Genomic DNA, 25,771 nt, shown 5'->3' on the forward strand with positions numbered 1-25,771 from the left:
CTACTGTATCAGATGGACCGGTTCGGGGGTGAAAGTGTTTTTGACGCATTATTTCAGACCTTCTGCTGCCACGGGAAGCGATCGGTCAATGCCCGGGAAACAAGGATGAATGCCAGCACCGCAGCGGGTAGAACCAGCAGACCTTGTGCAATGATCGGAGGCAGCCCTGCGAGCAGGAGCGCTTCGAGCGAAAAAGCGTTGAAGATGTAAACTATGGCATATGCCACGAGGTAGAAGGGTAATCTCCTCAACCCTTTGGTTTCGAATACAATGCGGGCGTGGGTCATAAAATTCCACGACACGCCGATGACGAACGAGACCGCAAGAGCGACCTGTGCTGGCAAGCCTGACAGGCTCAGAACCGAAAAAACCGCGTATGCAAAGATCGTGTTAACAATACCGACCAGAGCAAAAAGCATGAAGGACTGTTTTCGCAGAAAGAACGAAGATTTCATACAGCTTCCTCGTTTGTCAAAAGACACCGGGCGACTCCGGTGATAATATCATATTGTGGCGAAAACCCGGCTTCGTTCCGCAGCCGGGTTACATCCGCTGCCAGCCGGTCGGGATCATTTGCCGCGCGGGAGATAGCCCCCAGCCGGATCAGGTCAGGGTGATGCATCTGGTTTGCCACCTCTTCAATCAACTGCCGGACCGGGACGGCGGTGCCGCTTGCTATATTGATCGCACCGGTGACATTGGTTTCCAGCAAAAGCGCCAGCGCGCGCGCCAGGTCATCGACATGCAGGAAATCCCGTTCCTGTCGTCCATCGGTGCAATCTACGGGCTCACCTATCTTCAGATTTGAAATCAGATCGCCAAACAACCGGCCCGGCGGTTCATCCGGTCCGTAGACAAAGAAAATACGAGCCCAGGCCAGAGACAAGCCAAGCGCATCCTGGCCTGCGCTCAACGCCAGACCGGTCGCAGCCTTTGCGGCCCCGTAAAGGGTCCGGGGCCGCAAAGGCGTTGCTTCGGTCAGGTCCGGCACCGACCAGTCATATTCGGCACAGCTTCCGGCGCAGACCACACGCCGCCCGCCTGTACGCGCAAACTCCCGCACCAAGTGCAGCGTGGCGGCCATCCAGTCCAGATTGGCCGGGGAAGCCCAGCGGTCGCGTGGTCCGTCATGCCAAGCCAGATGAACCAGATGGCTGGCGCGAGCTGTTTCAAGGGCTGCTGTGGTGGCGCTGGGGTCCAGCAGATCACAGGGGATGTCGCTTGCCGGGTTGCGGCCCAGCGTCACCACCTCATGGCCCGCCTGTGTCAGAACCGGGACTGTTGCACGTCCGATCAATCCGGTTGCGCCGGTCAGCAGAACCCGTGCCATCAGCTGATCCTGACTTCCGGCACGGCGGTCACGAACCGCACCTTCAGGTCGGACAGTTGCCCGATGACCTCATCCCGGATGTTCCAGGGCAGGATCAGCACGTAATCCGGCGGCGCCTCGCGCAGGGCTTCGACCCCATGCACGGGGATATGGCTGCCAGGCAGCAGCGTGTTCTGCTTGGCCGGGTTGCGGTCGACGCAGTAAGAGATCAGATCGGGGCCGATCCCGGCATAGTTCAGCAGCGTATTGCCCTTGGCAGCGGCACCGTAGGCGGCAACCGTGTCGCCCCGCGCCTTTGTTTCACGCAGGAAGGCAAGCAACCCATCGCGCAGCGCTTCGACCTGAGTGGTGAAATTCATGTAACCTTCAGGCCGGTCGAACTGTGCCGCAGTCTCGTCCGCGCGGACCTTGGCCAAGCCGGGCCCTTCGGGGTGGCTGGCTCCTTCAAGACAGGTATAAACCCGCAGCGATCCGCCATGGGTCGGCAGCTCTTCGACGTCGAAGACGCGCAAACCCGCCCTGGCAAAGATTGTCTCGACCGCCAGCAGCGACAGATAGGAATAATGTTCGTGATAGATCGTGTCGAACTGCACGCTTTTGATCAGGTTCAGAAGGTGCGGGAATTCAACTGTATAGACCGCGTCCCCCGTCAGCAGGGTGGCGATGCCGGCAACGAAATCGTTGATGTCAGGCACATGCGCCAGCACATTGGCCGAGGCGATCAGGGCCGGGGGTTTCTCGACCGCAGCAACCTTTCGGGCCAGCGCCTCGCCGAAATAATCGACCAGCGTGCGCACACCTCTTTCCTGTGCCGCCGCCGCCACATTGCCTGAAGGTTCGATCCCCAGAACCGGGATGCCTTTTTCAACGAAATACTGCAGCAGATACCCGTCATTCGAGGCGATCTCGATCACCAGATCGTCCGGTCCGAGATCGAACCGATTGACCATTTTTTCCACGTAATCCCGGCAATGGGCCAGCCAGCTGTCCGAGAAGCTGGAGAAATAGGCATAATCGGTCGAAAATATCTCTTCCGCCGGTACGACATCATCCACCTGAACCAACCAGCATTCGGTGCAGACGCGGGCGTGCAATGGATAGACCGGGTCCGGTTTGTCCGCTTTCGCGGGGTCGACATAGGAATTGGCCAGAGGGGACAGTCCGAGATCGACAAGCGTCATCTCAAGGTCCGCGCCGCAATGGCGGCAGGTGGGATGGGTCGTGCCGGTCATACCTGTCTCATACTCAGTGTTTCGAATTCGGCAATCTGGGCGTGGCACAGCTCGGTTGCCGGAGTGCCGCGGGCCCAGCCCGCATACCAGTCTGCCGTCAGCCTGACGGTGTCGTCAAAACTCAGGACCGGGCGCCAGCCAAGAAGTGCACGCGCCTGCGATACATCCAGCCGAAGCATCTTGGCCTCATGCGGCGCATCCGCCGGGGTGTCGATATCGATCCGGCCCTGCCCAAGCGCCTTGATGACCGCCTGGGCCACATCCAGAACCGGGCGTTCATCGTCACGTTCGGGGCCAAAATTCCATCCCGCTGCGAAGGCACCGTCCTGTTCGAGCTTCTGGGCCAGCATCATGTACCCCCTGAGAGGTTCCAGAACATGTTGCCAGGGGCGGATTGCGCCGGGATAGCGTAATACGACGCGTCCTTCATCGCTCAGACAGCCGCGCACGATATCGGGAACCAAACGGTCTTCGGCCCAGTCGCCACCGCCAATGACATTGCCCGCGCGTGCGCTGGCAATCCGGGCCGGATGTGGATCGGCGGCATCCGGTGAATAATAGCTGCGCCGCATTGCTGCGACCGCTATTTCGGTCGCACCCTTCGATGCGGAATACGGATCATGCCCGCCCATCGGGTCGGTTTCGCGATAGCCCCAGACCTGTTCGACATTCTCGTAGGCCTTGTCAGAGGTTGCCACCACCACCGCGCGCAGGCTCGGGGCTGCACGCAGTGCGTCCAAAAGCTGAACTGTGCCCAGAACATTGGTGGCGAAGGTCTCAACCGGAGTGCGATAGGAGCGCCGGACCAGGGATTGCGCCGCCAGATGAAAGACGAATTCAGGGTCGGTGTCCGCGATGATCCGGTCCAGGGCCGCACGATCATTCAGGTCGCCAGTGACCGACCTTATTTTGCGCTGATCCAGCAATGCCCAGAGATTGGGTTTCGTTTCGGGGGCAAGGGCGTATCCGGCGACTTCTGCACCAGCCTCGGCCAGCCAGGCAGCCAGCCAGGCGCCTTTGAAGCCGGTATGCCCGGTTACAAGCACCCTGCGTCCGGAAAACGCGCTCGCACTCATTCCCAGATTTTCCACGGCGCATTGCCTGTGGCCCAGTGTTCTTCCAGTTCCTGGCGTTCGCGAATAGTGTCCATGGGCTGCCAGAAGCTTTTATGTTCAAAGGCCATCAGCTCGCCATCGCGCGTCAGGTTCATCAGGGGGCTGCGTTCCCAGGCGGTATCGTCGCCATCAATGTAATCGCCCACTTTAGGGGACAGCACGAAAAACCCGCCATTGATCAGCCCACCATCCCCGACGGGTTTTTCAGAGAAATTCAGGACCTGATTGCTCTGCAGCTCGAGCTGGCCGAAGCGGCGGGGCGGAGGAACTGCCGTGACGGTTGCGAGCTTGCCATGCGCCCGGTGAAAATCGATCCCGGCCCGAATGTCGATATCACCAACACCGTCGCCATAGGTCAGGCAGAACGCTTCTTCATCCTTGAGCAGATGCATGACCCGGCGAAGTCGCCCGCCAGTCTGGCTGTCGTCTCCGGTGTCGATCAATGTCACGCGCCACGGTTCTGACTTGCTGTTTGCAATTTCAAGACCGCCATTGGCCAGGTCGATCGTAACGTCCGAGTTGTGCAGAAAGAAATTCGCGAAGAATTCCTTGATGACATAACCTTTGTACCCCAGGCAGACGATGAAATCCGTGACGCCATGGGCCGCGTAGATTTTCATGATATGCCAGATGATCGGTCTACCACCAATCTCAACCATGGGTTTTGGTATCTTGACGGTTTCTTCGCTGAGCCGCGTGCCTAAGCCACCGGCCAGAATAACGCATTTCATAAAATTACTCCCTCGTTAACAACGAGACTGGCTACCAATACACTCATCTTAACCCGGATCTGGGCATCCGGGTTATTGCAAACATTCGCACGCATTAGGACGACAGCGCCGCCACCCTGTCAAGATTCACAAAGCCACGAGTCGTGAGGCACTGAATTTCCTGTTGCCTTGGCGCTCAAACATACACAATGGGTGGAAAGAGGCGATATTGTTGACACGCTCTTTCAGCCGGGCAATCCAGTGAAGAACATCACAGAGATAGCGCTCAAAAGAGCTCATATTCAGGGTCGTACATGTTGTATCAGAATTGCGCGGACCAAATGCACATTTCACACCTGCGGGAAATTTTGACAAAGCTATACCGGTCGGAAAACATCGTTACGATTCAAATTATTGGAAAAAGCGCATGCGGTTTAGGACTGTGTAGGAGACAGAGGTTTTTACCAATTCTGAACCGGTTTTCGACACAGGCGATCCGGTTCGCATCTGCCCCCTCTCTTTATGGGATGGACAGCGGGTGCGGTTCGTCTAATCAGGGTGCCTATTTTCTGTACGGAAGGCCGGGCTTCAAAACTCAGGCCCTCTGTTTAGGGCGCTGACAGGATTTTGTTGTGAATCCCGGATAACCTCTTGTAGCCTTAGGTAAGTGTTTTGGTATGGGTGTTAGTCATTTGAAAAAAGATATTGTTCCCGTTGTCGTCATCGGTGGTGGCCCCGCAGGGCTGACAGCCGCCTATGAACTGCAAAAACTGAGCGGCACACATGTTCCCCGGGTCTTTGAGGCTTCGGATATGGTGGGCGGCATTTCCCGAACGGAAACGCATAAAGGGTATCGCTTTGACATAGGCGGCCATCGGTTTTTCACCAAGGTGCGTGAGGTCGAGGACATGTGGCATGAGGTGATGGGGGATGATTTCATCACCGTGCAACGCCTGAGCCGCATCTTCTACCGCAACAAATTTTATGATTATCCGCTGCGGATCTTCAATGCTCTTGGCAATATCGGCCCTTACGAGACCTACAAGATCATCGGCAGTTTCATCAAATGGAAGATCCGACCGCGCCAGCAGGAAGACACCTTTGAAGATTGGGTCGTCAACCGCTTTGGCGGACGGCTCTACATGCATTTCTTCCACAGCTACACCAAGAAGGTCTGGGGTATTCCACCGTCGGAAATCCGGGCCGACTGGGCTGCGCAGCGGATCAAGAACCTATCCCTGCCCAAAGCGGTCTGGAACGCGATTTCGGGGGCCAATGATACGGCCAGCCTGATCGAGGAATTCCAGTATCCCCGTCTGGGCCCCGGCATGATGTGGGAAAAGACCCGCGATCTGATCCGGGAAAAGGGCGGTTCGGTCGAAACCCGTTCCGAAGTAGTGAAGGTCAACCGCGATGGTAAACGCGTCACGTCGATTGATGTGCGTCATTGGGACGAAAGCGGTGACAAAACAACCGAACGGGTCGAGGGTGAGGAATTCATCAATTCGATGGCCGTGCGCGATCTGATCCACGCCTTTGATCCACCGCCACCACCCGAGGTGGTCGAGGCCGCCGATCGCCTGAAATATCGCGATTTCCTGATCGTGACCCTGATACTGGATCACGCCGATCCGTTCCCGGACAACTGGATTTACATCCACAGCCCACAGGTGAAGGTTGGTCGTATCCAGAATTTCCGAGCCTGGTCTGCAGAAATGCTGCCCGATCAGAATACAGCCTCGATCGGGATGGAATATTTCTGCCAGAAAGGTGACGGGTTGTGGTCGTCAAGTGATGAAGACCTCAGGCATCTTGCGAGTGAAGAGCTTGAAAAGCTTGGTCTGGCCAAGGCCAGAGATGTCATTGATCACGCGGTTATCCGGCAGCCCAAGGCCTATCCCGTCTATGACAGCGAATACAAAGAGGCACTGGACACGGTCAGCGGTTGGCTGAAGACGCTGGAAAACTTCCAGACCGTGGGTCGCAATGGTTTGCACCGCTACAACAACCAGGATCATTCCATGCTGTCGGCGATGTACGCGGCGCGCAATATTCTGGGCGAGAATTATGACGTTTGGGATGTCAATGTTGAGCGCTCTTATCACGAAGAGTTTGAAGCTAAGCCCAAGAAGAAGGCGTCGCCGGGCAAGAGTCTCCGCAAAAGCACTGCGCTGTGAAGCTGTAGCTCCGCTCGTCCACCGTGTTGTACGGCTATTTAGCTGCGCTTGACGCGCAGCTTCTGCTTCTGCCCCAGTACATAATATTCGAACAGGCACCAGACATAGATGGTGGCCGAGTAGACATAATAGACCTGATGATAGAGCAGGCATTTGAATGCGAACCACGGTCCGCCATGCCCGGACATGGCGCGCACCAGATCGAAATTGGCGACAAAGGCGGCTGCAAGCAGCAATAAGGGCAGGGGCCATGCCCCCGGCCAGAATGGCAGGACCAGAAGCGACAGCAGCAACAGCCCCGCAATTGCAGCCCGCGCCCGCTCGGCCATCGAGGTGTTCAGGTCATCCGTCAGCCCCTCACGCGAGATCATCAGCCGGGCCCAGGGCAGGGCGCGGCAGAAAATATCCGTGCTCAGGCTGTTGCGGATGGTCCAGACTTTCAGGTGTTTACCCTGCAGCTGTGGCTCGACAAGGATACGGCGACCGGTCCCCGCGATCCGGTAACCCAGTTCGATATCCTCGATCGACGGAACCTCATAGGTTTTCACATCAAAGCCACCGACCTCAAGAAACACATCGCGTCGGATGGCGCCACACCCGGCCCAGAAGGTGCGCGCCTCGCGCCGGGCGCGCTGATGGTGATAGCGATGCAGAAGGTTCTTGTAGCGCGAGAACCACGATTGCCCATCCGGCGCGTCGTCATAGGATCCGAACACGGCACCAACATTATCCTCGGACATGGCACGGCGGATATGCTCCGGGCCGTCGGGCCAGGCGATGACGTCGGAATCGACGAACCACAGGATGTCACCGGTGGCGTGTTCGGCGGCTAGGTTGCGCGCCGCCCCCGGTCCGCCATTGACTGGCGTGGTCAGAACCGTGGCCCCCATTTCGCGGGCAAGGGCCGCAGTGCCGTCCGGGGACTGGTCATCGACGACCAGAACCTGCTGCACCTGGCCGGTATTCAGCATTTCAATCAGGGGTGTCAGGACACGGGGCAGCAGATGCTCGGCCTTGTAGGCGGGCATGACGACGCTGATGGAAAGGGTTTGATCTGAAGTCACGAGGTATCTCCGGCCGTGCCTTGCGACACTGACGAACGCTGAACAAGAAAAAGAAAAGCAGCCGTGAAAGGCAACAACCACATCACACGGGCACCATATCGGTCTGCGGGTTGCGAGACCCCGCCACAGACCAGCGCATTCACTGCAATCCCGATCAGAATGAACAGTGCGAATAGTTTCATGTCTCGGGGGATTCCCGGTCGCAGCAAATTGATCAGGATAAAGGCAAACGACACAGCATAGATCAGACCGTGTATGGCATTGGCCGTTTCTATCCAGCCCCTGTCCTGAGACAATGAACCGCTCTGGAACATATCGGGCTGGATGTCTCCCATTCTGGCCAACCAGCGGGCGTTCTCCAGCTCTACATCCGTCGGAATCGTCATAGCAATACTATAGCGCAATACCTGCTGATAGCCGTTCCGGGCCAGCGCCAACGAGGTGGAAAGAGGCCGGGACAGGAAAACCGCTTTGGCGAAATCCCGTTGGGACAGAGCAACCTGTTTCTGGTTTTCCGGCGACATCAGCTGAAATGAACCCAGGCTGGGTGAGCGTTCGAATATGATGTGGGATGGTGTCAGCCTGTAAGGGTCGTCCGACCACGATAGCGCTTCGTGTAACGCGCAGGTGGGTATTTTAGTATTCGGGCAGACCTCGTTCAGGTAATCCATGCCGGGCCCATCAACGATGAGCCGCGCAGTGATATGCGGTGTATAGACGACCTCTTTGTCAGTGGCGATTTCCACGGTGACCTGAAAAGCCTTGCGCTCGGCCAGTGCCAGCGCCAGAACCATCATCATCAAAATTGTTGCACGCCAACGCCGCGGTCTTTTCTCACTGAGCGCTGCCAAAGCCACAAAGGGGATCGTCAACGCTGCAACCGCCAGATGAGACGGGTGCAGAAGAGCGCTGAAAAGGGCCAGACCGGATATCAACAAAAGCTCCCAAGTCTGCATTATCCGCCCGAAGGCCGTCAATGAGGCAATCACGATCAGCAACACCGGGGCAAAAATATCGGGCATCATGTAGGCGATATAAAACGGCAATGAAGTACAGGCTGCCACCAGCAAAGGCACCGCAGTCATCGTGATTGAGTTCTGCATGCCGCCCAGAGACCGGCCAGCCGTTCGCGCCAACATCCAGACAGCCAGCAACGTAACGGCCAGATGCAACACCGGAAGGGTGGACAGGGCGTCAACCCTAACAAATGCGGCCATGATGAGGCCATAGATTAGTGACCGTGATCCGGTTGCGGTGGTATCCTCGTCGGCGACGTGGGTTACGCCCGCCGCAGCACTATCAGCTGTCGGCGGCAGAAAACTGCTCAGGGCCACATTCCCCTGCCGGATGTAACTGCCGGTGTCGAAGTAATAAAGCGGCCCGCCATTGATCAGAAACACGGACAGACAGGCCAGCAGCGCCGCTATCAACAGAAGGGATGTCTTGACCCTCCAAGATGGTTTGTCTGGATAAACCGACACGGTCATATCCGTTCTGCAGCCTGTTTTGCCGCAAGTACGGGGTGCTGAAAACAAGCGACTACCGTCTTCAGCCTGCCCTCCAGCGCCATTTCACAGAGATAAAAATCAGGCGCGTCCATCAGCGTTCTCAGCGGCCTCCATAAATCGATTCAAAATAGGTGTTACCCCACTCCGGCTCTCACCGACATGGCGTTGAGTAATCAGTTGATTGCAAGAAATCCTTCAAAGCAAATGTATTTCTGGGTACTCATCACATCCTTGAAACCGGCCCGGGCTAACATATCCGGATTGCCTTGGGTCGAAAACGGCTCCAGCACGCTTTTCAGACTGCGTGCCTTTTCGGCGTCGATGCCAATCCAGCGGGCATCCGGTTTCCCGGCATTGTGCTTTGCCAGCTGGTGGATCAGCTCCCCTGTTGATGTGCCCATTTCATAAAGAGGTACTGATAACTTGATGTGATCAACAAAAGTATCGGGATCACTGCCCCCAAAGATCCAATTCGCATTCTCAGCGGCTATGTTCTGGCCAACACCCATGCGCAATGTCTCCTCGCAAATAGGCAGGCACTCGAAACAAACGGCTAAACTGCAACTTCCGATTGATAATGCGTGCCTGAACTTGGTACAATAACAAGCCAAAGCTACACGAAACTTTCTGACCATCGAAGGAGAAATATGGCTGGGCTCAGCTTTCTTCTATTTTTCCGTTCAGATGCGGTTCGCAGATATTCTAAATTGAACAATTCGGCAAAATAGTTCAGATTGTTTCGCAAATTTGCGACGGATAGTTGCCCGCCATGTGAGTAAGGCAGTTTCGATTTCACCTAAAGACGGATTGGTTTGGTGCGGATTTGCATCAAGGAACCCCGCAGACTATGTCTGGAGCGGGACGGAGACCTCAGAAATTTTGGAAGTCCACCGCGCTCTCCCAGACGCAGATTCGTCTTATTCAAACGATTCCGGTTCTCAATGCGGAAACAAAAATAGTTACATTCGACTATTGTGCTGCGTAAAGCAGCTCAATGCCCAGAAAAAGACACATTCTTTCGAAAAATCCTTCGCAATCAAATTGAAATGAATTATGAATGACTTCAGTAGGTGCCCTGCCGGGATTTCGAGCGGGTTGTGTGTATAAAAATCAAAGGTGGGACTTTGCATGTTTAGAAGTTTGAAAATGATGGCGGCGGGGATTGTTGCTGCTGTGATGATGGCTGGATCGGCCAGCGCGCTGACCTCGGTGACGGCAGGCGGCAGCTATGACATTAAATCGGATACGGCCTTTATCGGATCTGTCTCCACACTCGGTGGGCCTGGTTCGTACTCGGTCAACTTCACATCTCCGGTTGATCCGCTAATAGCGACGGCAAATGCATCGGTCACCATTCGGGTACTGGGTGCGTTCACAGGTCTGACCATGAGTTGGGTTGACGCGGCAAACCCCGGCAACGTTTTGGCAAGCACAGCGGTTCTGGGCGGCATCCAGACCACGCTCAGCACATTGTTTAGCAGCGTGAGCCCGAACTCCCTGAGCCAGAACCTGGTGTTCAGCTGGGCTAATGCGCAAGCGACGACGAATGGTGGTCCGATCAGCTTTGACTTTGACGTAGCTGCGGTTCCGCTGCCCGCAGGTGGCCTGCTGCTTTTGACTGCGCTTGGCGGTTTGGCCCTGACGCGCCGCCGCAAAGTAGCTGCCTGAACGGGCGCGCAAACCCGACAGATTAAGACAAGGGGCTGTGTTTTACGGCCCCTTTTCGTTTGGCAAGCTCAGATGTCGCCACTCGCTGCCTGGCGCAGCATCCAGATCATCCTCTGACATCTAAGCCGGAACAACGTGGCAATCGCCCGCCAGGTTTCTCCTGTCGAGGCCAATTTGCCGCTGGAGATGACTTTTGGTGCATGCACGATCGCACTGGCAGGCATGGCCAATCCACGGATTGCCCATCGCAGCCGCGCGCCGGGGTTGGTGCCATGCAGCAGATACGCCTCTTGTGTCGTACGCTGCCACTTGGTTTTGAGCGCGGCCCAGTCCTGACGGGACGGATGGCTGACGCGAAAGTCGTCCCGGTATTTCAGGCTGTAACCGCGCGCGACCGCGCGCATGGTCCATTCCCGATCTTCCGATACACCGTTGACGAATCCGCCGATCGCATCGAACACATCCCTCCGGGTCAACAGGTTTCCTGCGCCGGAAAACCCCTGAACCTCGATATACCTGCGGAAGTTGAATGCAAAAACAGCCTCGAACGCTTCTGCGCCGCTGCGCGGGGGTGGCGTTTCGTCAAAGACATCTACCCGGCCACCAATCAGATCGGCCTGATCCGCGATCTGGCGCCCGATGGTCAACCAGTCCGGCGCGGGCACACAATCAGCATCGATGAAAAACAGTCGGGGCGCTTTGGTTTCGGCAACCCCGCGGTTGCGGGCATGGGCCGCGCCCTTTTGGGGTTCCACAACAAAATGCACCTCGGGAAAGGTCTGGCGTATCGTGTCCAGCGATACCGGAGAGTTGTTGTCAACGACGACGATTTCCGTCGCCGTCAAATCATTCTCTCTGAGAGCCTGAAGGCACCGTTCCAGCCGGGGCAAATCGTTATAATGGGGAATAATTACCGCATCAGTCGGTACAGCGTCAGTAGGAGCCGTACTCATTGCCAAAAGTCCCGCTGATGTACCGACATTTATTCAACACAATACCCATGACGCTGGTCAGTTCTGCCAGTTGCCGCTCAGCCACGTCGATATGATCAATGCTGGTCTCTTCGGCTGCTGCCAGAAGCAGGGCGCAATCAACATTCCTAAGAAATCCGTGGCTGTCATCGCTCATCATCAGGGGGGGGGTGTCGAACAGAATGATGTCGGGTTTGTATTCTGCTTCGAGTTGTTCGAGAAATTCGATTGTCCGGCGGCTTTGCAAGACTTCCGCCGGGTTGCGGGTGGACGTGTAATTAAGTCCGAAGATGACGTTCTTGCCATAACGCTTCGCATGTTCGTGAAACGGTACGGCCCCCTGAATGACGTCAGCCATGCTGTAGCTGCCGGTTTGCTTCAGAATCTCAGCCAGCCCCCTGCGCCGCATATCGAAATCGATCACGATCGTGCGCAAATCTTCCTGCCGCCCCAGGCTGAAGGCCAGATTGGCAGCTGTCGTGCTTTTGCCGCATCCACTATAAGGGGAAGTCAGCGCTACCCGATGCCAGTTATTGGAAAGGGTCTGCTGCAGCATCTTGGTGCGCAACATGTCATAGGGCGTGGCGTCCGCACCCCCATGGAATGACATCAAACGGTTGCGAGAGACAAAGCGTTGCTCGATCTGTATCTCTGACACAGCCAGCCAAATATCTTGGTCACCGCTTTCTTGCGGTGCCGAGGACTTCTGTATGTCTGCGGGAGGCACAGGCTGAAGCTGCTGCCGGCTGTTGCGTTCTTCACGCGCTTTCTGAATAGCTTGCTGAAGACGGTCCATTACAAATCCACCAAATCAATCGAAACAATACTCACCAGAATGTCTCCAGTTTATCCATGACCCTCTCTGCGATAAGATCGAGGGGCAGATAATAGGTGTGCACCGTCCAGACCGCAGCGGGAACCCCGACTAGAATGGCTAATATGATTCCACCCCATACGGTTCGCTGCAGGATAACTTCACCCCTTGAAGGGGCATAGGGAATGGTGGCAATCGGCCAGACCTCAAGCTTGCTGATCAGGTCTTCCGGCCGACGTACAGATCGGTTCAGGATTTCCAGCAGAACCACAAGCCCCAGCCCCAGCCCCAGCCCGAAAGCGGCCCCGCCCCCGGCGATCATCAACCGGTTCGGCTTGGCCGGTTCGGTTGGCGTGGACGGATGCTCAATCACGGAAACACGCTGCCCCTGGGACGTGACCTCGATCCGCTCTCCGGTCGAGGCCGCGGCCAACCGGCTGACTGCAGCATTATACTGGGTTTGTATGTTGTCGTGTTCGCGCTGCAACTCTGCAAGAGTGATAGCATTCGCCGGTGTCTGGTCAATTGTCAGGGTCAGCGCATCAAGTCGACTCTGCGTCACGCGGCGCTGATCCTCAAGCGCAGATATCTGCGTGTCAACCTGAGCCAGTTGCAGATCAAGAGTTGAATTGCCCGTCTGTGTGCTAGGTGAGGCTGGAGTGGTCGCCTGTTCAGAGGCCACGACCTGTTCAAGCTTTCCGATCCTGGCACGAAGCAGTTTGATCTGTGGGCTGTTCTCGGAATAGACCACCAGCTGACTGTCGAGCTGGGTTTGTAGCTGATTGAGCTGTTGTTGTGCCGGGGTCCGGTTTTGCTGCAGAGGGCCGACAACCTGCCCTGTCGAACTGAACACCCTTACAAGTTTTTCCCGCTGAGCTTTGAGGGAAAATATCTGCTGATCCGTCTGTTCAAGATTGGTTTGCAACGCCCCTTGTTGCGCCAATCTGAACTGCAGACTGTCGGGGAGCGCATCGGAGTTGTCATTCTTAAACTCAAGAATGCGGGCGCTGCGTTTGCTCAACTCGTCGTTGAGGCGGTCGACTTCCAGTTGGAAGAAGGCCAACGTATCGGTCGCGCGTTCCTTGCGGTACGCGACATCCAGCTTCTGGATCTCCGTCAAATACGCATTCAGGACGCCAGCCGCAATCGGGCCGGTCCGCGCCTCGAAACTGATTGTCATCAGGTTGGCTTGATTGAGACCACCGGAAGTCCAGATCGAGGTGTTCTTGCGCATGGCTTTGACAATTTGGTCAGGGCTTACCTCATCCTGGTTAGGCAGCACCTGAAGCTCACGTGCGATCTCCAGAAGGACCGGACGGGTCAGCAGGCGCTGTTCGATAATCTGAAGCTGTTCCGCCGCAGGTGTGGTGACAGTACTGGCCGCCAGACTGCCCGGAATCTGGGGCGATTCAACTATCAGGCGCATTGTCGAAACATATGTGGCTGGCAATGTTCTGGCGACAATGAACGAGGCCACGGACACGATCAGGGCGACGGCCAGAAAATACGGAAACCGCCGCAGGAAAATGGAGAAATAGTAGCGTACAGGACCCATCTTAGACCGTCAGCTCCTTCTCAAGTGAGTTTCCGCCAAAGAACACGCCATCATCGATCACCTGATTGATGATGGTTTCGTCGATCTTGTCCGCTTCATTTGTCCAGGCATAAAGCAGGGCAAAGTCACAGAACTGATTGACCAGGCGCGGCACACCGCGGGTCTGCTGAAAAATCACCTTGCAGGCATCTTCTGTAAACTCACCGCCGGACCCGCCGGCCGTTTTCATTCTGTGTCTGATATAGGCTTCGACGGACGATTCATCCATCCGTTCCAGGTGAAAACTTGCGGCCACGCGCTGCGTCAGCTGGCGCATCTTGGGGTCCAGAACCATGTCGCGCAATTCAGGTTGGCCAACCAGAACAAGCTGGATCAGTTCGTCCGTGTTCGAGTTGATATTGGTCAGCATACGGATTTCTTCCAGACCTTCGACTGTCAGGTTCTGCGCTTCGTCAAAGATCAGGACCACCCGCCGCCCTTCGGCATATTCCGCAACCAGAAAATCCTGCAGATCCCGGAACAGCTGAACATAGGGGGCGTCGTTGTTAATTGGCAGGCCCAACGCGTGCAGAACCCATTGCAGCAGCTCTCCGCGACCACCCTGCGCATTCGAGATCAGCCCAACGGTGATCGACTCTTCCATTTCACTCAGAAGATGCTGCACCAGAGTTGTTTTCCCAGCCCCGATCTCGCCTGTCAGCACTGTAATGGGTGCACAGCTCATGATGCCGAACTGCAGCACCGAATACCCACGCTTGTGCAGCGGTGACCAGTACATGAATCCGGGGTCCGGAAGCAGTGTGAAGGGCCGCCGATCGAGCCCGAAATAGTCTAGATAAAACCCGTCACTGGACGCCATTGCACCTCGGCTGCCTTCCGCCTTGTCAAACCTCGTACCGGCCCCCTGGAGATTATCCAAACTTAAACTCTGAACCACCAGAAATCCCTTACATAAAGAACACGTCACATAAACAAAAAGTACTTGGGTACTACTTTGCCACAAAATCAAGATAGCAGGCACCACTAAACTGCACACGCGGTGAATTGACCTGCGGCCCCCTTCAATCAGAAATATTTCTCGCAATTGTTTCCATCTACGCCTTTGGAAAAGGTCCGTCGATGGCGCCTTGGCAATCTGGCTTGAACACGAGTCAAAAAGGCCTCTGGGAGGTCAAAGTTGGCTCCAAAAGCACAAAATTTAATCCATTGTACCCAGTGAGGAAACAGAAACCCTTGAACTTTCAACAGACCAGTTGAGCAAAGTTTCACGATCCTGTTGGAAAACTCTCGTACTAAGTCGTTCTGAGGTGTCCTTGCCAGTATTATTGTTTTGCAAGCCAAGCCGAATTTGTTAACACTTGATTACGGGAAAGTGGCCTCGCGAGTGAACAAACGCAGGGTCGAAGTGGTATAAAAATATAAGATTTTAAGTATATGTAGTTGAGGTCGAGCGTGTTCTGTTCCTGAGTTTGGTAAGTGGTTCGTGAGTATTTGTGTGTGTTGGGGGTTTAAATAGTGACAAGTCATTCAAAAGAAGTGGCCAACGCTGGCGCGGGCTACTCTAGCATCTCTGTTATGCCAACCTCAGTTCAGTATCCGGGGTTCTACAGAGGTGTGGGAAAACGCATCTTTGATATCGCGTTTACACTGCTTGCAGCGCCGTTCGTCGTTCCGATGGTTGTGCTTCTGGCCGTATTTCTCGCCAGTCAGGGCGTAACACCGTTTTACCGGCAGGAGCGGGTTGGAAAAGACGGCAAGAGCTTCAAGATGCTTAAACTGCGCACGATGGTGCATGACGCTGAAAACATACTACAAGAGCATCTAAAAACAAATCCTGAAGCCCGCGAGGAATGGGACCGCGACCAGAAACTGCGAAATGATCCTCGTATCATCAAGTTCGGGACGCTCTTGCGCAAATCTTCGATGGATGAATTGCCGCAATTCTGGAATGTTTTTGTCGGCGAAATGTCGATGGTCGGCCCCCGCCCTATGATGGTGTGCCAGAAAAAGCTTTATCCAAACAACATGTACTACAGAATGCGCCCCGGCATTACCGGCTCATGGCAGGTATCGAACCGGAACAACTCGACTTTTGCCGAACGCGCGCAGCATGATGTGGAATACTGGAAGGACATGTCATTCAAAACGGATATGCAGATTCTGTTTCGGACAGTTTTCGCGGTTCTGCGCGGCACAGGCTGCTGAAACTGAGGTGTGCAACCGAACCGATTGATGGGTTGCATGCTTTTTCGTACGTTTTGCGGGAGAATAGCAATGGGCAGGATCGTACCCCAAGTTGGTGCACGACTGGTCGTCGCCTTTTTTGCCGCGACGCTCTTGCTGAGCGCGTGCGACTCGGCCGAAGAGCGCGCGGAGGCGCATTTCCAGGCCGGTCTGGCTCATCTGGAAGCTGGTGACGTCGAGCGCGCATTGGTCGAATTCAGGAATGTCTTCAAACTCAACGGTCAACATAAGGAAGCCCGCCTGACGTTTGCCCGGCTAGAGCGCGAGCGCGGCAACATCCCTGTTGCATATGGTCAGTATCTGCGGTTGGTGGAACAATATCCAGACAACCTTGAAGGTCATCGCAACCTTGCTGAGATGGCTCTGGAAGTAGGTAACTGGGAAGATGTCAGGCGCCATGGCGCATTGGCGAGCGCTCTGGCGCCGGATGATGCCGAAATCAAATCTATCAACAATATGTTGGCTTACACCGACGCAGTTCGGGAGGGCGATTTCGCGAGTGTGGACTTTCTCGTACATACGTCCCGCGAAATGATCGAAAGCAATCCGGAACTGATGACCGCGCGTCAGGTCATAATTGACCACCTGGTCCGCGATGAGGACTGGCCCGGCGTTCTGCAGGAAACAGAGGCGGCAATAGCCATCGATCCAATGGAAGCAAGTCTTTATGGAATCCGGCTCCGCGCCCTTCAGGAACTGGATATGCCGGCAGAGATCGAGGCTTTGCTTAGGCAGATGGCTGTGACATTCCCTGACGATGAAGGCGTCGAGCAGTTGCTTGTGCAGCATTACATCGACCAGGGAAATTTAGATGCGGCAGAACAGATGCTGCGCGCTGAGGTGGATCCGCAAGCCAAAGATCACATGCCGGCACAGCGGCTGATCGCCTTTCTGAATGACAACCGCGCTTCTACAGCGGCAATTTCCGAGCTGGATAGGATCATCGCCGAGGGTGGTCCCAACACGTTCCATTTTAAGACGGTGCGTGCAGCGCTGAAATTCCGATCAGGTGATAAACAAGCCGCAATCTCCGAGATGCAAACACTGCTTGAGGGGGCGGAAAGAAACATACAGACCCGGGCCAGTGAGGTGGAGTTTGCCCTCATGATGTTCCAGTCTGGAAGACCCGATGAAGCCCGGGTCTTAGTCGAAAAAGTCCTGTCCGAAGATGCAGCCCAGGTTGGTGCGCTCAAGTTCAAAGCGTCCTGGTTGATTGATGAGGACAAGACCGGCGATGCGATTGTGCTTTTACGCGAAGCGCTTGGTCAGGCACCCCGCGACCCACAGTTGATGACTCTGATGGCTCAGGCGCATGAGCGTAATGGAGACAGGGAACTGATGGGCGAAATGCTGGCGCTCGCGACGGAAATGTCCGCCAATGCACCGGACGAAACGCTACGCTATGCCCGGTTTCTGATGGAAGAAGGTGATCTGGAAATCACCGAGCGTGTTTTGGCCCATGCCTTGCGCCAAACCCCGGAACACCCCGAACTTCTGTTCCTGCTGGGTGACGTGCTTCTGAACATGCAGGACTGGGATCGGCTGGGCACCGTCCTTCTTGCCATTGGGGACCTGGACAGCCCGGAAACACGACGTGTCGCCAACGAGCTCAGGGCCCATATGCTGGCAGCACAGCAGCGCACAGAGGAGTTGACCTCTTTCCTGAACGAGTTGGCGGATGATCCCGAGTTTGGCCTGCCCGCCGATATCGCGCTTATTCGCCTGATGCTTACAAAAGGGCAGACGGCAGAGGCATTCGCCCATCTTGACCAATTGCTTTCTGAGGACCCGAATTCTTTGCCAATTCGCCTGATCAAAGCACATGCTCTGATCGGTGAAAACAAACGCCGCGAGGCCGAGCAGCTTTACCGCGCCATTCTCGAGGATTATCCGAACACAACACGGGCGTGGACTGCCTTGCACGAGTTGGCAACGGAACGGAATGCCCCGGATCAGGCCAGCGAAGTTTTAGCCAAGGCATTGGCTAATCTGCCTGAAAGCCCGGATCTGCTCATGCTGCAGGCGGCGGAATACGAACGCACTGGGGATCTGGATCAGGCAATCGAAACATATGAAAAGCTTTATCCGATCACCAATCGGTCCCTGGTTGTGGCCAACAATCTCGCAAGCCTGCTGACGACGCACCGCACCGATGACAGCAGTCTGCGGCGTGCACAGGTTTTGGCGCAACGTTTGCGCGGCACACAAGAACCCGTGTTTCAGGAAACATACGGTTGGGTGGCCTACCGGATGGGAAATTATGAAGAGGCGGTCACCTATCTCGAACCTGCGGCGGCGGCATTCCCTGAACATCCCCTGGTTCTGTACCATCTTGGGAAAACATACGCGGCCTTAGAGCGGAGCGAAGATGCTCTGCGTTTGTTTCATAAAGCCAGGGCTTTCAGTGACGCTTCAACGGAAGTTGCATCATTGGTGGACGCTGAGATTGAACAGCTGAATGCTGCACCGGACACCAGCCATTAGGAGGGGGTGGATGACGCCGCTGCATTTCTGCCGCATCTTGCATGTATCAGACTCCTTGTAGATTGTTTTGCATCCCGTAGGGCGGCATAAAGAAAGAAAGTGAGAGATTTGAATATGCGTACAGTTATCGGATCATTGATCGCCCTTGTTATCACCATGATTGCGGCCACCGTATCATGGGCGCAATCATATCAAATTCAGCCCGGCGATGCGTTGCAGGTTGAGGTTCTTGAAGACCCCACCCTGAACCGGACCATTCTGGTCTTGCCGGATGGATCCATCAACTTCCCGCTTGCCGGTTCGATCCGGGCAGCTGGTCAATCTACCAGCGGGTTGAGCTCGTCTCTCTCATCGGCGCTGGCCTCGAACTTCAATACGCCGCCAACGGTCTTTATTTCGGTGGCGGCGCTGGCTCCGCCGCCGCTCCTGGGTGGGCAGGCCGCATCCGGGCCAACCATCGATGTTTTCATAATGGGTGAGGTCAATGTACCCGGGAAGCACCTTGCTACTGAAGGTACAACCATTCTTCAGGTTTTGGCTCAGGCTGGCGGCCTGACCAATTTCGCGGCTCGCAAGCGCATCGAATTGCGCCGGGCTGACAGTAAAACAGGCGTGATGAACAGATACACTTACAACTACAACGGATCGGGCGGTGGCATCCAAGGCAATACAGTGCTTAAACCCGGAGACGTTGTTGTCGTACCAGCACGCCGCTTGTTCGAATAGGGGCTGATACAGGTGGGGAAATCCAAGAACAGGCTGTCCACCATTCTGGGGGGCGGGATCGCTGTCATAAGTTCGTTTACACCGGCCGTCGGGCAGCAGGCTTCGACACAGCAAACATCCGTGCAACAGACAACAGTCGCATCAACGGTTGTGCAGCAAACACCCAGCCAGCAATTGATCTCACAACGGGCCCAGAGAAACCCGGCCCGAAGGGTCGGTCTTCCGACCGGTCAGCAGGTTGGGACCGGGACCGGCCTGAGTGTGACCCTGGATTATCTCTCATCGCTCAGGCACGATAGCAATCTTCGCCTGACCGACCCTTCGCTTGGATCCACGACCTGGTGGGAAAATACGCTGGCTCTGGGTATTCTGAAGCAGACCTCGGATTCGAGACTATCGTTCGATCTTTCCGGGCTGTACCGGATCGCCAATGAGCCGATTATTGGAACGGAATCCAGTTTTTCAGACCCGTCTGCCCGCCTGTCGTATCAGCGGGCACGCCTTAACAGCCAGCTTGACTTTCTATTGGATTACCGCGAACAGGATCTGGCCTTTAACCGTTCACTGACCGACACCAATCTGGATGGCAGGATTGATGCCGCCGATGTAACCGGAACCATTGGAGATCAGGTCAACACCCTGGGCAACCTGGATTGGCAAACCGGCCTAAATGACCCAATCGGGTTCCAATTCATCTACAGCTATCGCGAACGCACCTATACAAACACAATCGATCCGAACCTGTTCGACAATAAATCAAGCGATTTCTCGGCGATCACGACATTGCGGGTGTCACCGGTTTTTCAGGCAAACTTGCGTCTCGGCTACACTGACTTCTCTGCAGAAGACAATGTGCGGACCGATCAGCAAACGACGGTTGTGACAGTAGGGGGGACCTATAACGTATCTCCCGTTACCACCGTCAGTGCGAATATCGGCTACAGTCAGGTGGATGAAACACTGCGTACGACCAATACCAACACTGTGACCGAGGATTTCGTCTGGGATTTCGCCTGGAACAAAACCTTGTCAGACGGCTCGGCGGATTTTCAGATTGACCAGACATTCGGGGTCAATGGGTCGCGGATAAACGCAACCGCCGGTCGTAGCTTTCAGCGCGCAAATGGAGTGTTGAGTTTCAATGTGGGCCTGTCCAGAGGACCATTCGACGAGGTCACGCCGATCGGGCAACTCGACTACAGCTACCAGCTGGCCAGTTCTCGGATCGGGGCGACGTTACAACGCCGGGTCGGCACCAGTACGCAGAGCATAGAAACACGCGAAACACTGGCGTTTCTAACATATGACTATTTCATCAACCCGGTATCGGGGCTGTCTTTCAGCATCGATTACATTGATCAGGAAGATGAGGGAACCGGCCAACCCAATCCACGCCAGCGTGGTACGTTCAGTGCATCCTATACACGGGCTATCACAAAAGACTGGGCTGTAAACGTAGGGTACCAATATGAAATGGATGACCAGAACGGTTTTACGGCAACGTCGAATTCGGTCTTTATGACTTTGGGCCGGCGCTTTTCTCTCAAACCCTGACTTTCGTTTGCGCGACTCACGACATCAACAATCAAGATATTTTGAGATCAATGTTTCGAATACTGATCGAAAATGTCTGAGCTTTGGCCGTCACAATTTCAGGGCCTCTCATATTATGCATGATGGTTTGTGATGCATCGTCTCGATTCGAACGACAGCCGCAGCAAAATGCTTGAGACGGCCCGAAACGCCCTGCCTGCCATCAACGCTGCGGGGCTGTTCTGGTTTGCCCTGTTGCTTCTGGGGTCGCTTCCCATTTTCTGGATCGGCATTGTCTCGCTGGGCGCGGCGTGGAGCACGCCGGAATACAGCCACGGACCGCTGATCCCCATTATTTCACTGTACCTGTTCCTGCGTGAATTGCGGGACATGCCGCCGCCCAATCCCATTGTGCGCGACCGCTGGCCCGGCGTGGCCGTGATTGCCGTGGCTCTGGCCGTCGCCATTCTCGGCAACCTGGCGCGCATTCCGGATATCGTCACCTATGCAATGATCATCTGGACCGGTGGCGTCATGGTGACCGTCTTCGGCTGGCAACGCGGCATACATCACCAGTTGCCTGTGATCCATCTGGTCTTCATGCTGCCCCTGCCGCAATTCCTGTACTGGAAGCTCACGATCTTCCTACAATGGATATCGTCCGAGCTGGGCGTCTGGTTCGTGCAGCTCGCCGGTGTTTCGGTCTTTATCGAAGGCAATGTCATCGATCTGGGGGTCTACAAGCTGCAGGTGGCCGAGGCCTGTTCCGGGCTACGCTACCTGTTCCCAATCCTCAGCTTTTCATACCTCTTTGCCCTGCTCTACCGCGGCCCGATCTGGCACAAGGTGGTTCTGCTGGTCTCGGCCGCGCCGCTGACCGTTCTGATGAACTCCATCCGCATCGGCGTGATCGGTATTCTGGTCAATCAGCATGGCATCGAACAGGCCGAAGGGTTCATGCATTTCTTCGAAGGCTGGATCATCTTCCTGCTCTGCGTCGCCATTCTGTTTCTCATGGCGCTCGGCTTGCAGCGTCTGGCTCCCGATCCAAAGCCCTTTGCCGAGACAATCGATCTGGATACCGAAGGGCTGGGTACCGTCGCATTGCGTATCTTTGCCATCCGCGCTTCGGTCGCGCTGGCTCTCGCGGCGCTTTTGACGCTTGCGGTCTCGACCGCGTGGACACTGCGCCCCGCCTCCGAGGTGAAACTCGTCGAGCGGGACCCCTTTGTCCTCTATCCGCGACAATTGGGCGGCTGGTCGGGGTCAACCACCAGCCTTGATCCCAATGTTGAACGAACTCTGGGCGCCAGCGATTACCTCCATGCCACTTATATCGACAGCGGATCGGGTGATTTCGTGAACATGTTCGTGGCCTTCTACGACAAGCAAACTGATGGCGACGGCATCCATTCACCCGAAGTTTGCCTGCCCGTAGGTGGCTGGGAAATCTTCAGCCTTGAGCCATATGAGATCAATCCGGGCAACACCCCCTACGGCAGCTTTACCGTCAACCGCGCTGTCATCCAGAAAGAACTGTCAAAACAGCTGGTCTACTACTGGTTCGAACAGCGCGGCAAACGCATGGTCAACGATTTCCGCGCTAAGATGAGCGTTATTCAGGACGGATTCACCATGGGCCGGACCGACGGCGCATTGGTTCGTTTTGTCACCCCCATCCTGCCCGGCGAAACCGAGGCGGACGCGGATGCACGACTGCAGCGATTCATGGAACCCAGCCTGAACCGCCTGCCGCGTTTTGTACCATTTTAAGGAGGGGGGGTTCAGCGCTTGGGTCTCCAAACCTGCGACGCCAGATCATTGCGCGCGTATTGCGAGTGGCTGCGACAAGAAAAATCGATTGCACAATGATGTGTTATTGATACCTGATGAAACAGTTTTTTAGTTCTTAGTGTATGGTTGGAAAAGTGCCCGCGGCAGAAAAGATTACGACACCTCAAAGCCGTTCTCTGCGACCAGTTCTGGCACTGACTCTGTTTGCCAGCCTCATTCCCCTGTGCGTGACACCCGTTTTGCCGCTGACGGATTTTTACGCCCATATCGCCCGCTATTATATTCTCGCCAATCTTCCGGCCTCGGTCATACTGCAACAGAACTATGAGGCTGCCTGGCAACTTCTGCCCAATCTTGGTCTGGATGTTCTGGGCACAGGCGTCATGAAAGTGCTCCCCCCGCTTTTGGGCGCTAAGCTGATCGCCGGTCTGATCATTGCGGCCCCGTTCGCAGGCATTTTGTACCTTGCACGCGTTCTGCATGGCCACCTTTCGGTGCTAACCGTACTTCTGGCTGGCCTGGTGGCGTATAACCATATTCTGATTTGGGGTTTCTCGAATTTTCTGCTGGGATTAGGGGTTCTGCTGGGCGCAACCGGCTATTGGATTGCGGCACAGGGCCGGCCTGTCCGGCAACTGATTGTGACAGCATGTCTGGGGCTGCTTCTTTTCTTTATTCACGGCCTGGCCTTTGCGCTATGGGGACTGCTGCTGGGTATGGTCGAGTTGTCGCTTGCGTTCCGATCAGGCTATCCTGGGCTATCGGTTTTGTTACGTAAAGCCGCAAGACTTGCATCAATTGCCATCGCGCCGACTGTAGTTTTCTTACAGACGAAAACCGCAAGCGGTGGCGTCGCCACATCAGTTTCAAATCTTCTGACCCATGCCGAGCATGGAACATTGTGGACACGCCTGAGCACCGAGGCCTATCTGCGCGTTGACGGGTTCCTGCGCGTGGCTGAATCCACATGGCGCATTTTCGACTGGGGTTTTGGCATCCTATTATGGGGCGTGCTGATCGGGGGCCTCATCACCGGGATATGGCGGATCGACTGGCGTATGAAGCTTACCGTGGCGCTGTGTGGTTTGCTGATCTTGATAACCCCTCCGCACCTGTTCGGCGTCGGACATCTGAGTGAACGGATTCCACTGCTGATGCTGGCCCTTCTGGCCGCCAGCTTGTCGCTAAATCCCAGCGCCAAGCTGCGATCACAACAAATGGCCGTTGCGGCGATTGCCGGACTGTTTCTGTTGCGCAATCTGGTGTTGACCGTCGGGTGGTATCAGGACGGAAAAATTTACACCTCTTATATTGAGGCGTTGAATCTCCACGACACACGCAGCCTGGGCGCCGGGGCTTATGTGGAAGACGCAAAGGATGCGTGGGTTTTCAAGCCTAGTTGCAGACCTTTGTCCTTTCTCATGATCTTCAATGGTACCGCAATTCCGACCTTTGCCAACCCCACACAGCAACCTTTGCGCATTGTTGGTCCGTTAGCCGATGTGCAAGGCGCAGTTCAACAGATTGCACTGGAAGCCAATCACACATTACCGTCCGCTCTGGCTGTCTTGGCTAAGGCCAAAGCCGATACAATAGTCGTATGTTCAAAGGAATCGTTTCCACCCAAAATTCAAGGTTTCGATATACTCGTGTCAACTGCACCGTGGGCCTTGTATCAAAGATCAGCCTCGAAATAATTGCGTATAGTATGAATATGCCATCAACCCAGGGACCCGCAGATGAAAGAGCATGATGCGCGTGCAACCTCGGGGAAGCCTGCGCCGCTTATCGCGGACCGGTCAGACGGGCGCGACAACAATTTCAACCTGATCCGCATCCTGGCCGCTGGCGGAGTGCTTGTATCGCATGCCTATCCGCTGAGCTGGGGCGGCGCGGTCGGCCAGCCATTCGAATCCACACTGCACGGATTGTCGCTTGGCATGGTCTGCGTCTGGATATTCTTTGCGATCTCAGGCTTTTTCATCACGCGCAGCTTCGACCGAAAACGATCCGCTACCTCCTTCTTGACTGCGCGCGCGCTGCGTCTGTTTCCCGCCCTTGCGGCGGTGACCATAATTACCCTTCTGGTTGCCGGTCTTCTGCTGACACAGGCGCCACCTGCCGTTTTCTGGTCGCAGGCGGGGGAGTTCTTCGTTCGCAACATGCTGCTGTTCAGAATTCAGTACGTGCTGCCCGGCGTATTCGAAGCCAATCCTTACGGACCCGCAATCAACGGCTCTCTCTGGTCGCTGTCTTACGAGGTCACCTGCTATACTGGCGTCCTGATCTGTGGGGTTCTTGGCCTTCTGGGCCGAAAGAAGATATTCGCTGCAATGGCGCTGCTGTTCCTAGTTGTCTATGCCGTGGCGATGGTTGCCGAGCTGAACCCGCGCATCGAGCAGCTTACGCGGCTTGGACTGCCGTTCCTGATGGGGATGGTGTTCTATATCTGGCGCCAGTACATCCCGCTGTCCTGGATCCTGCTGGCCACCTCTGCAGCGCTAGCCGCTATGGCCTGGTTCACGCCTCTGTTTCTGCCGGTCTTCGCCGTCAGCCTCTCTTATGCGACTTTTTTTGCAGGCTACGCCGAAGCCCCGCTGCTTTTGCGCTATAACAAGCTGGGCGACTATTCCTACGGCGTCTACATCTACGCCTTTCCGATCCAGCAGCTGGTGGCACAGGCGGGGGTCACGACGCCTGTTGTCAACATGGCGATATCGCTTCCTTTCACGCTGATTTGCGCTGTGCTGTCATGGCACTTCATTGAAGCTCCGGCCATGCGCCTGCGCCGCCGGACCAAAGTGCCAAAAACCATCGAAACCAAGCAAGCCGCCGAATAACGAAGT

The 25,771-nt window shown here is 55.6% G+C and carries 21 protein-coding genes; 9 read left to right on the forward strand and 12 right to left on the reverse strand.

Annotation, left to right across the window (positions count from 1 at the left end):
• Nucleotides 1–53: 53 nt before the first annotated feature.
• From ACR0M3_RS15700 to rfbF, 5 genes are read right to left on the reverse strand one after another with little or no spacing between them, the layout of a single operon-like run.
• A complete protein-coding gene (locus ACR0M3_RS15700) occupies nucleotides 54–455 on the reverse strand; it encodes a GtrA family protein (RefSeq protein ID WP_480484425.1) in 402 nt (133 codons plus the stop codon).
• On the reverse strand, nucleotides 452–1,330 hold the full coding sequence (locus ACR0M3_RS15705) for an NAD-dependent epimerase/dehydratase family protein (RefSeq protein WP_480911604.1): 879 nt from the start codon (nucleotides 1,328–1,330) through the stop codon (nucleotides 452–454). Before ACR0M3_RS15705 ends, ACR0M3_RS15700 begins: the two co-directional genes overlap by 4 nt.
• The gene (locus tag ACR0M3_RS15710; protein ID WP_480897087.1) at nucleotides 1,330–2,562 is read right to left on the reverse strand and encodes a methyltransferase domain-containing protein; all 1,233 of its coding nucleotides are present in this window, start codon (nucleotides 2,560–2,562) and stop codon (nucleotides 1,330–1,332) included. Before ACR0M3_RS15710 ends, ACR0M3_RS15705 begins: the two co-directional genes overlap by 1 nt.
• Nucleotides 2,559–3,638, reverse strand: a complete 1,080-nt coding sequence (gene rfbG / locus ACR0M3_RS15715; RefSeq protein WP_480529070.1) for a CDP-glucose 4,6-dehydratase — start codon at nucleotides 3,636–3,638, stop codon at nucleotides 2,559–2,561. Before rfbG ends, ACR0M3_RS15710 begins: the two co-directional genes overlap by 4 nt.
• Nucleotides 3,635–4,408: a glucose-1-phosphate cytidylyltransferase gene (rfbF, locus tag ACR0M3_RS15720; RefSeq protein WP_480484429.1), complete on the reverse strand. Its 774-nt coding sequence runs from the start codon at nucleotides 4,406–4,408 to the stop codon at nucleotides 3,635–3,637. Before rfbF ends, rfbG begins: the two co-directional genes overlap by 4 nt.
• A 671-nt stretch (nucleotides 4,409–5,079) precedes the next feature.
• Between rfbF and ACR0M3_RS15725 the strand changes: the two genes are divergently transcribed.
• Nucleotides 5,080–6,564, forward strand: a complete 1,485-nt coding sequence (locus ACR0M3_RS15725) for an NAD(P)/FAD-dependent oxidoreductase (protein WP_480911606.1) — start codon at nucleotides 5,080–5,082, stop codon at nucleotides 6,562–6,564.
• 38 nt (nucleotides 6,565–6,602) lie between these two features.
• Here ACR0M3_RS15725 and ACR0M3_RS15730 read toward each other — a convergent pair whose 3' ends face one another.
• The 3 genes from ACR0M3_RS15730 to ACR0M3_RS15740 all read right to left on the reverse strand — a co-directional run bounded on the left by ACR0M3_RS15730 (nucleotide 6,603) and on the right by ACR0M3_RS15740 (nucleotide 9,645).
• Nucleotides 6,603–7,628: a glycosyltransferase family 2 protein gene (locus ACR0M3_RS15730; RefSeq protein ID WP_480911608.1), complete on the reverse strand. Its 1,026-nt coding sequence runs from the start codon at nucleotides 7,626–7,628 to the stop codon at nucleotides 6,603–6,605.
• A complete protein-coding gene (locus tag ACR0M3_RS15735; protein WP_480911610.1) occupies nucleotides 7,625–9,115 on the reverse strand; it encodes a hypothetical protein in 1,491 nt (496 codons plus the stop codon). Before ACR0M3_RS15735 ends, ACR0M3_RS15730 begins: the two co-directional genes overlap by 4 nt.
• A 194-nt stretch (nucleotides 9,116–9,309) precedes the next feature.
• Complete coding sequence (locus ACR0M3_RS15740) at nucleotides 9,310–9,645, reverse strand: hypothetical protein (RefSeq protein ID WP_480911612.1); 336 nt, start codon at nucleotides 9,643–9,645, stop codon at nucleotides 9,310–9,312.
• A 619-nt stretch (nucleotides 9,646–10,264) separates the two neighbouring features.
• Between ACR0M3_RS15740 and ACR0M3_RS15745 the strand changes: the two genes are divergently transcribed.
• Complete coding sequence (locus tag ACR0M3_RS15745; protein WP_480484434.1) at nucleotides 10,265–10,804, forward strand: VPLPA-CTERM sorting domain-containing protein; 540 nt, start codon at nucleotides 10,265–10,267, stop codon at nucleotides 10,802–10,804.
• Between the two features lie 68 nt (nucleotides 10,805–10,872).
• Here ACR0M3_RS15745 and ACR0M3_RS15750 read toward each other — a convergent pair whose 3' ends face one another.
• The 4 genes from ACR0M3_RS15750 to ACR0M3_RS15765 are packed head-to-tail and all read right to left on the reverse strand — an operon-like array spanning nucleotide 10,873 to nucleotide 14,922.
• Nucleotides 10,873–11,757, reverse strand: coding sequence for a glycosyltransferase family 2 protein (locus tag ACR0M3_RS15750; protein ID WP_480911614.1), 885 nt, complete (start codon nucleotides 11,755–11,757; stop codon nucleotides 10,873–10,875).
• Nucleotides 11,738–12,571: a CpsD/CapB family tyrosine-protein kinase gene (locus ACR0M3_RS15755; RefSeq protein ID WP_480911616.1), complete on the reverse strand. Its 834-nt coding sequence runs from the start codon at nucleotides 12,569–12,571 to the stop codon at nucleotides 11,738–11,740. The genes ACR0M3_RS15750 and ACR0M3_RS15755 overlap by 20 nt, the downstream gene beginning before the upstream one ends.
• A 31-nt stretch (nucleotides 12,572–12,602) precedes the next feature.
• Complete coding sequence (locus tag ACR0M3_RS15760; RefSeq protein ID WP_480911618.1) at nucleotides 12,603–14,144, reverse strand: GumC family protein; 1,542 nt, start codon at nucleotides 14,142–14,144, stop codon at nucleotides 12,603–12,605.
• A 1-nt stretch (nucleotide 14,145) separates the two neighbouring features.
• The gene (locus tag ACR0M3_RS15765; RefSeq protein WP_480484438.1) at nucleotides 14,146–14,922 is read right to left on the reverse strand and encodes an ExeA family protein; all 777 of its coding nucleotides are present in this window, start codon (nucleotides 14,920–14,922) and stop codon (nucleotides 14,146–14,148) included.
• A gap of 797 nt (nucleotides 14,923–15,719) precedes the next feature.
• Here ACR0M3_RS15765 and ACR0M3_RS15770 point away from each other — a divergent pair.
• From ACR0M3_RS15770 to ACR0M3_RS15800, 7 genes are all read left to right on the forward strand, one after another.
• On the forward strand, nucleotides 15,720–16,349 hold the full coding sequence (locus tag ACR0M3_RS15770; RefSeq protein WP_480484439.1) for a sugar transferase: 630 nt from the start codon (nucleotides 15,720–15,722) through the stop codon (nucleotides 16,347–16,349).
• Between the two features lie 69 nt (nucleotides 16,350–16,418).
• A complete protein-coding gene (locus ACR0M3_RS15775) occupies nucleotides 16,419–18,872 on the forward strand; it encodes a tetratricopeptide repeat protein (protein ID WP_480911619.1) in 2,454 nt (817 codons plus the stop codon).
• Between the two features lie 114 nt (nucleotides 18,873–18,986).
• Nucleotides 18,987–19,598 carry a polysaccharide biosynthesis/export family protein gene (locus ACR0M3_RS15780; protein WP_480484441.1) on the forward strand — a complete coding sequence of 204 codons (612 nt, stop codon included), beginning with the start codon at nucleotides 18,987–18,989 and terminating at the stop codon, nucleotides 19,596–19,598.
• 120 nt (nucleotides 19,599–19,718) lie between these two features.
• Entirely contained in the window at nucleotides 19,719–21,152 is a 1,434-nt protein-coding gene (locus tag ACR0M3_RS15785) for a hypothetical protein (RefSeq protein ID WP_480911621.1), read from the forward strand.
• A gap of 132 nt (nucleotides 21,153–21,284) precedes the next feature.
• Nucleotides 21,285–22,904 (forward strand): VPLPA-CTERM-specific exosortase XrtD, encoded by a 1,620-nt coding sequence (gene xrtD / locus ACR0M3_RS15790; protein ID WP_480911623.1) that lies wholly within the window; start codon nucleotides 21,285–21,287, stop codon nucleotides 22,902–22,904.
• A gap of 155 nt (nucleotides 22,905–23,059) precedes the next feature.
• Nucleotides 23,060–24,622, forward strand: coding sequence for a hypothetical protein (locus ACR0M3_RS15795; RefSeq protein ID WP_480911625.1), 1,563 nt, complete (start codon nucleotides 23,060–23,062; stop codon nucleotides 24,620–24,622).
• A gap of 42 nt (nucleotides 24,623–24,664) precedes the next feature.
• Nucleotides 24,665–25,765, forward strand: a complete 1,101-nt coding sequence (locus tag ACR0M3_RS15800) for an acyltransferase family protein (protein WP_480484445.1) — start codon at nucleotides 24,665–24,667, stop codon at nucleotides 25,763–25,765.
• The last annotated feature ends 6 nt before the right edge of the window (nucleotides 25,766–25,771 follow it).

The sequence above is a fragment of the Ruegeria sp. O5 genome, from assembly GCF_056535105.1.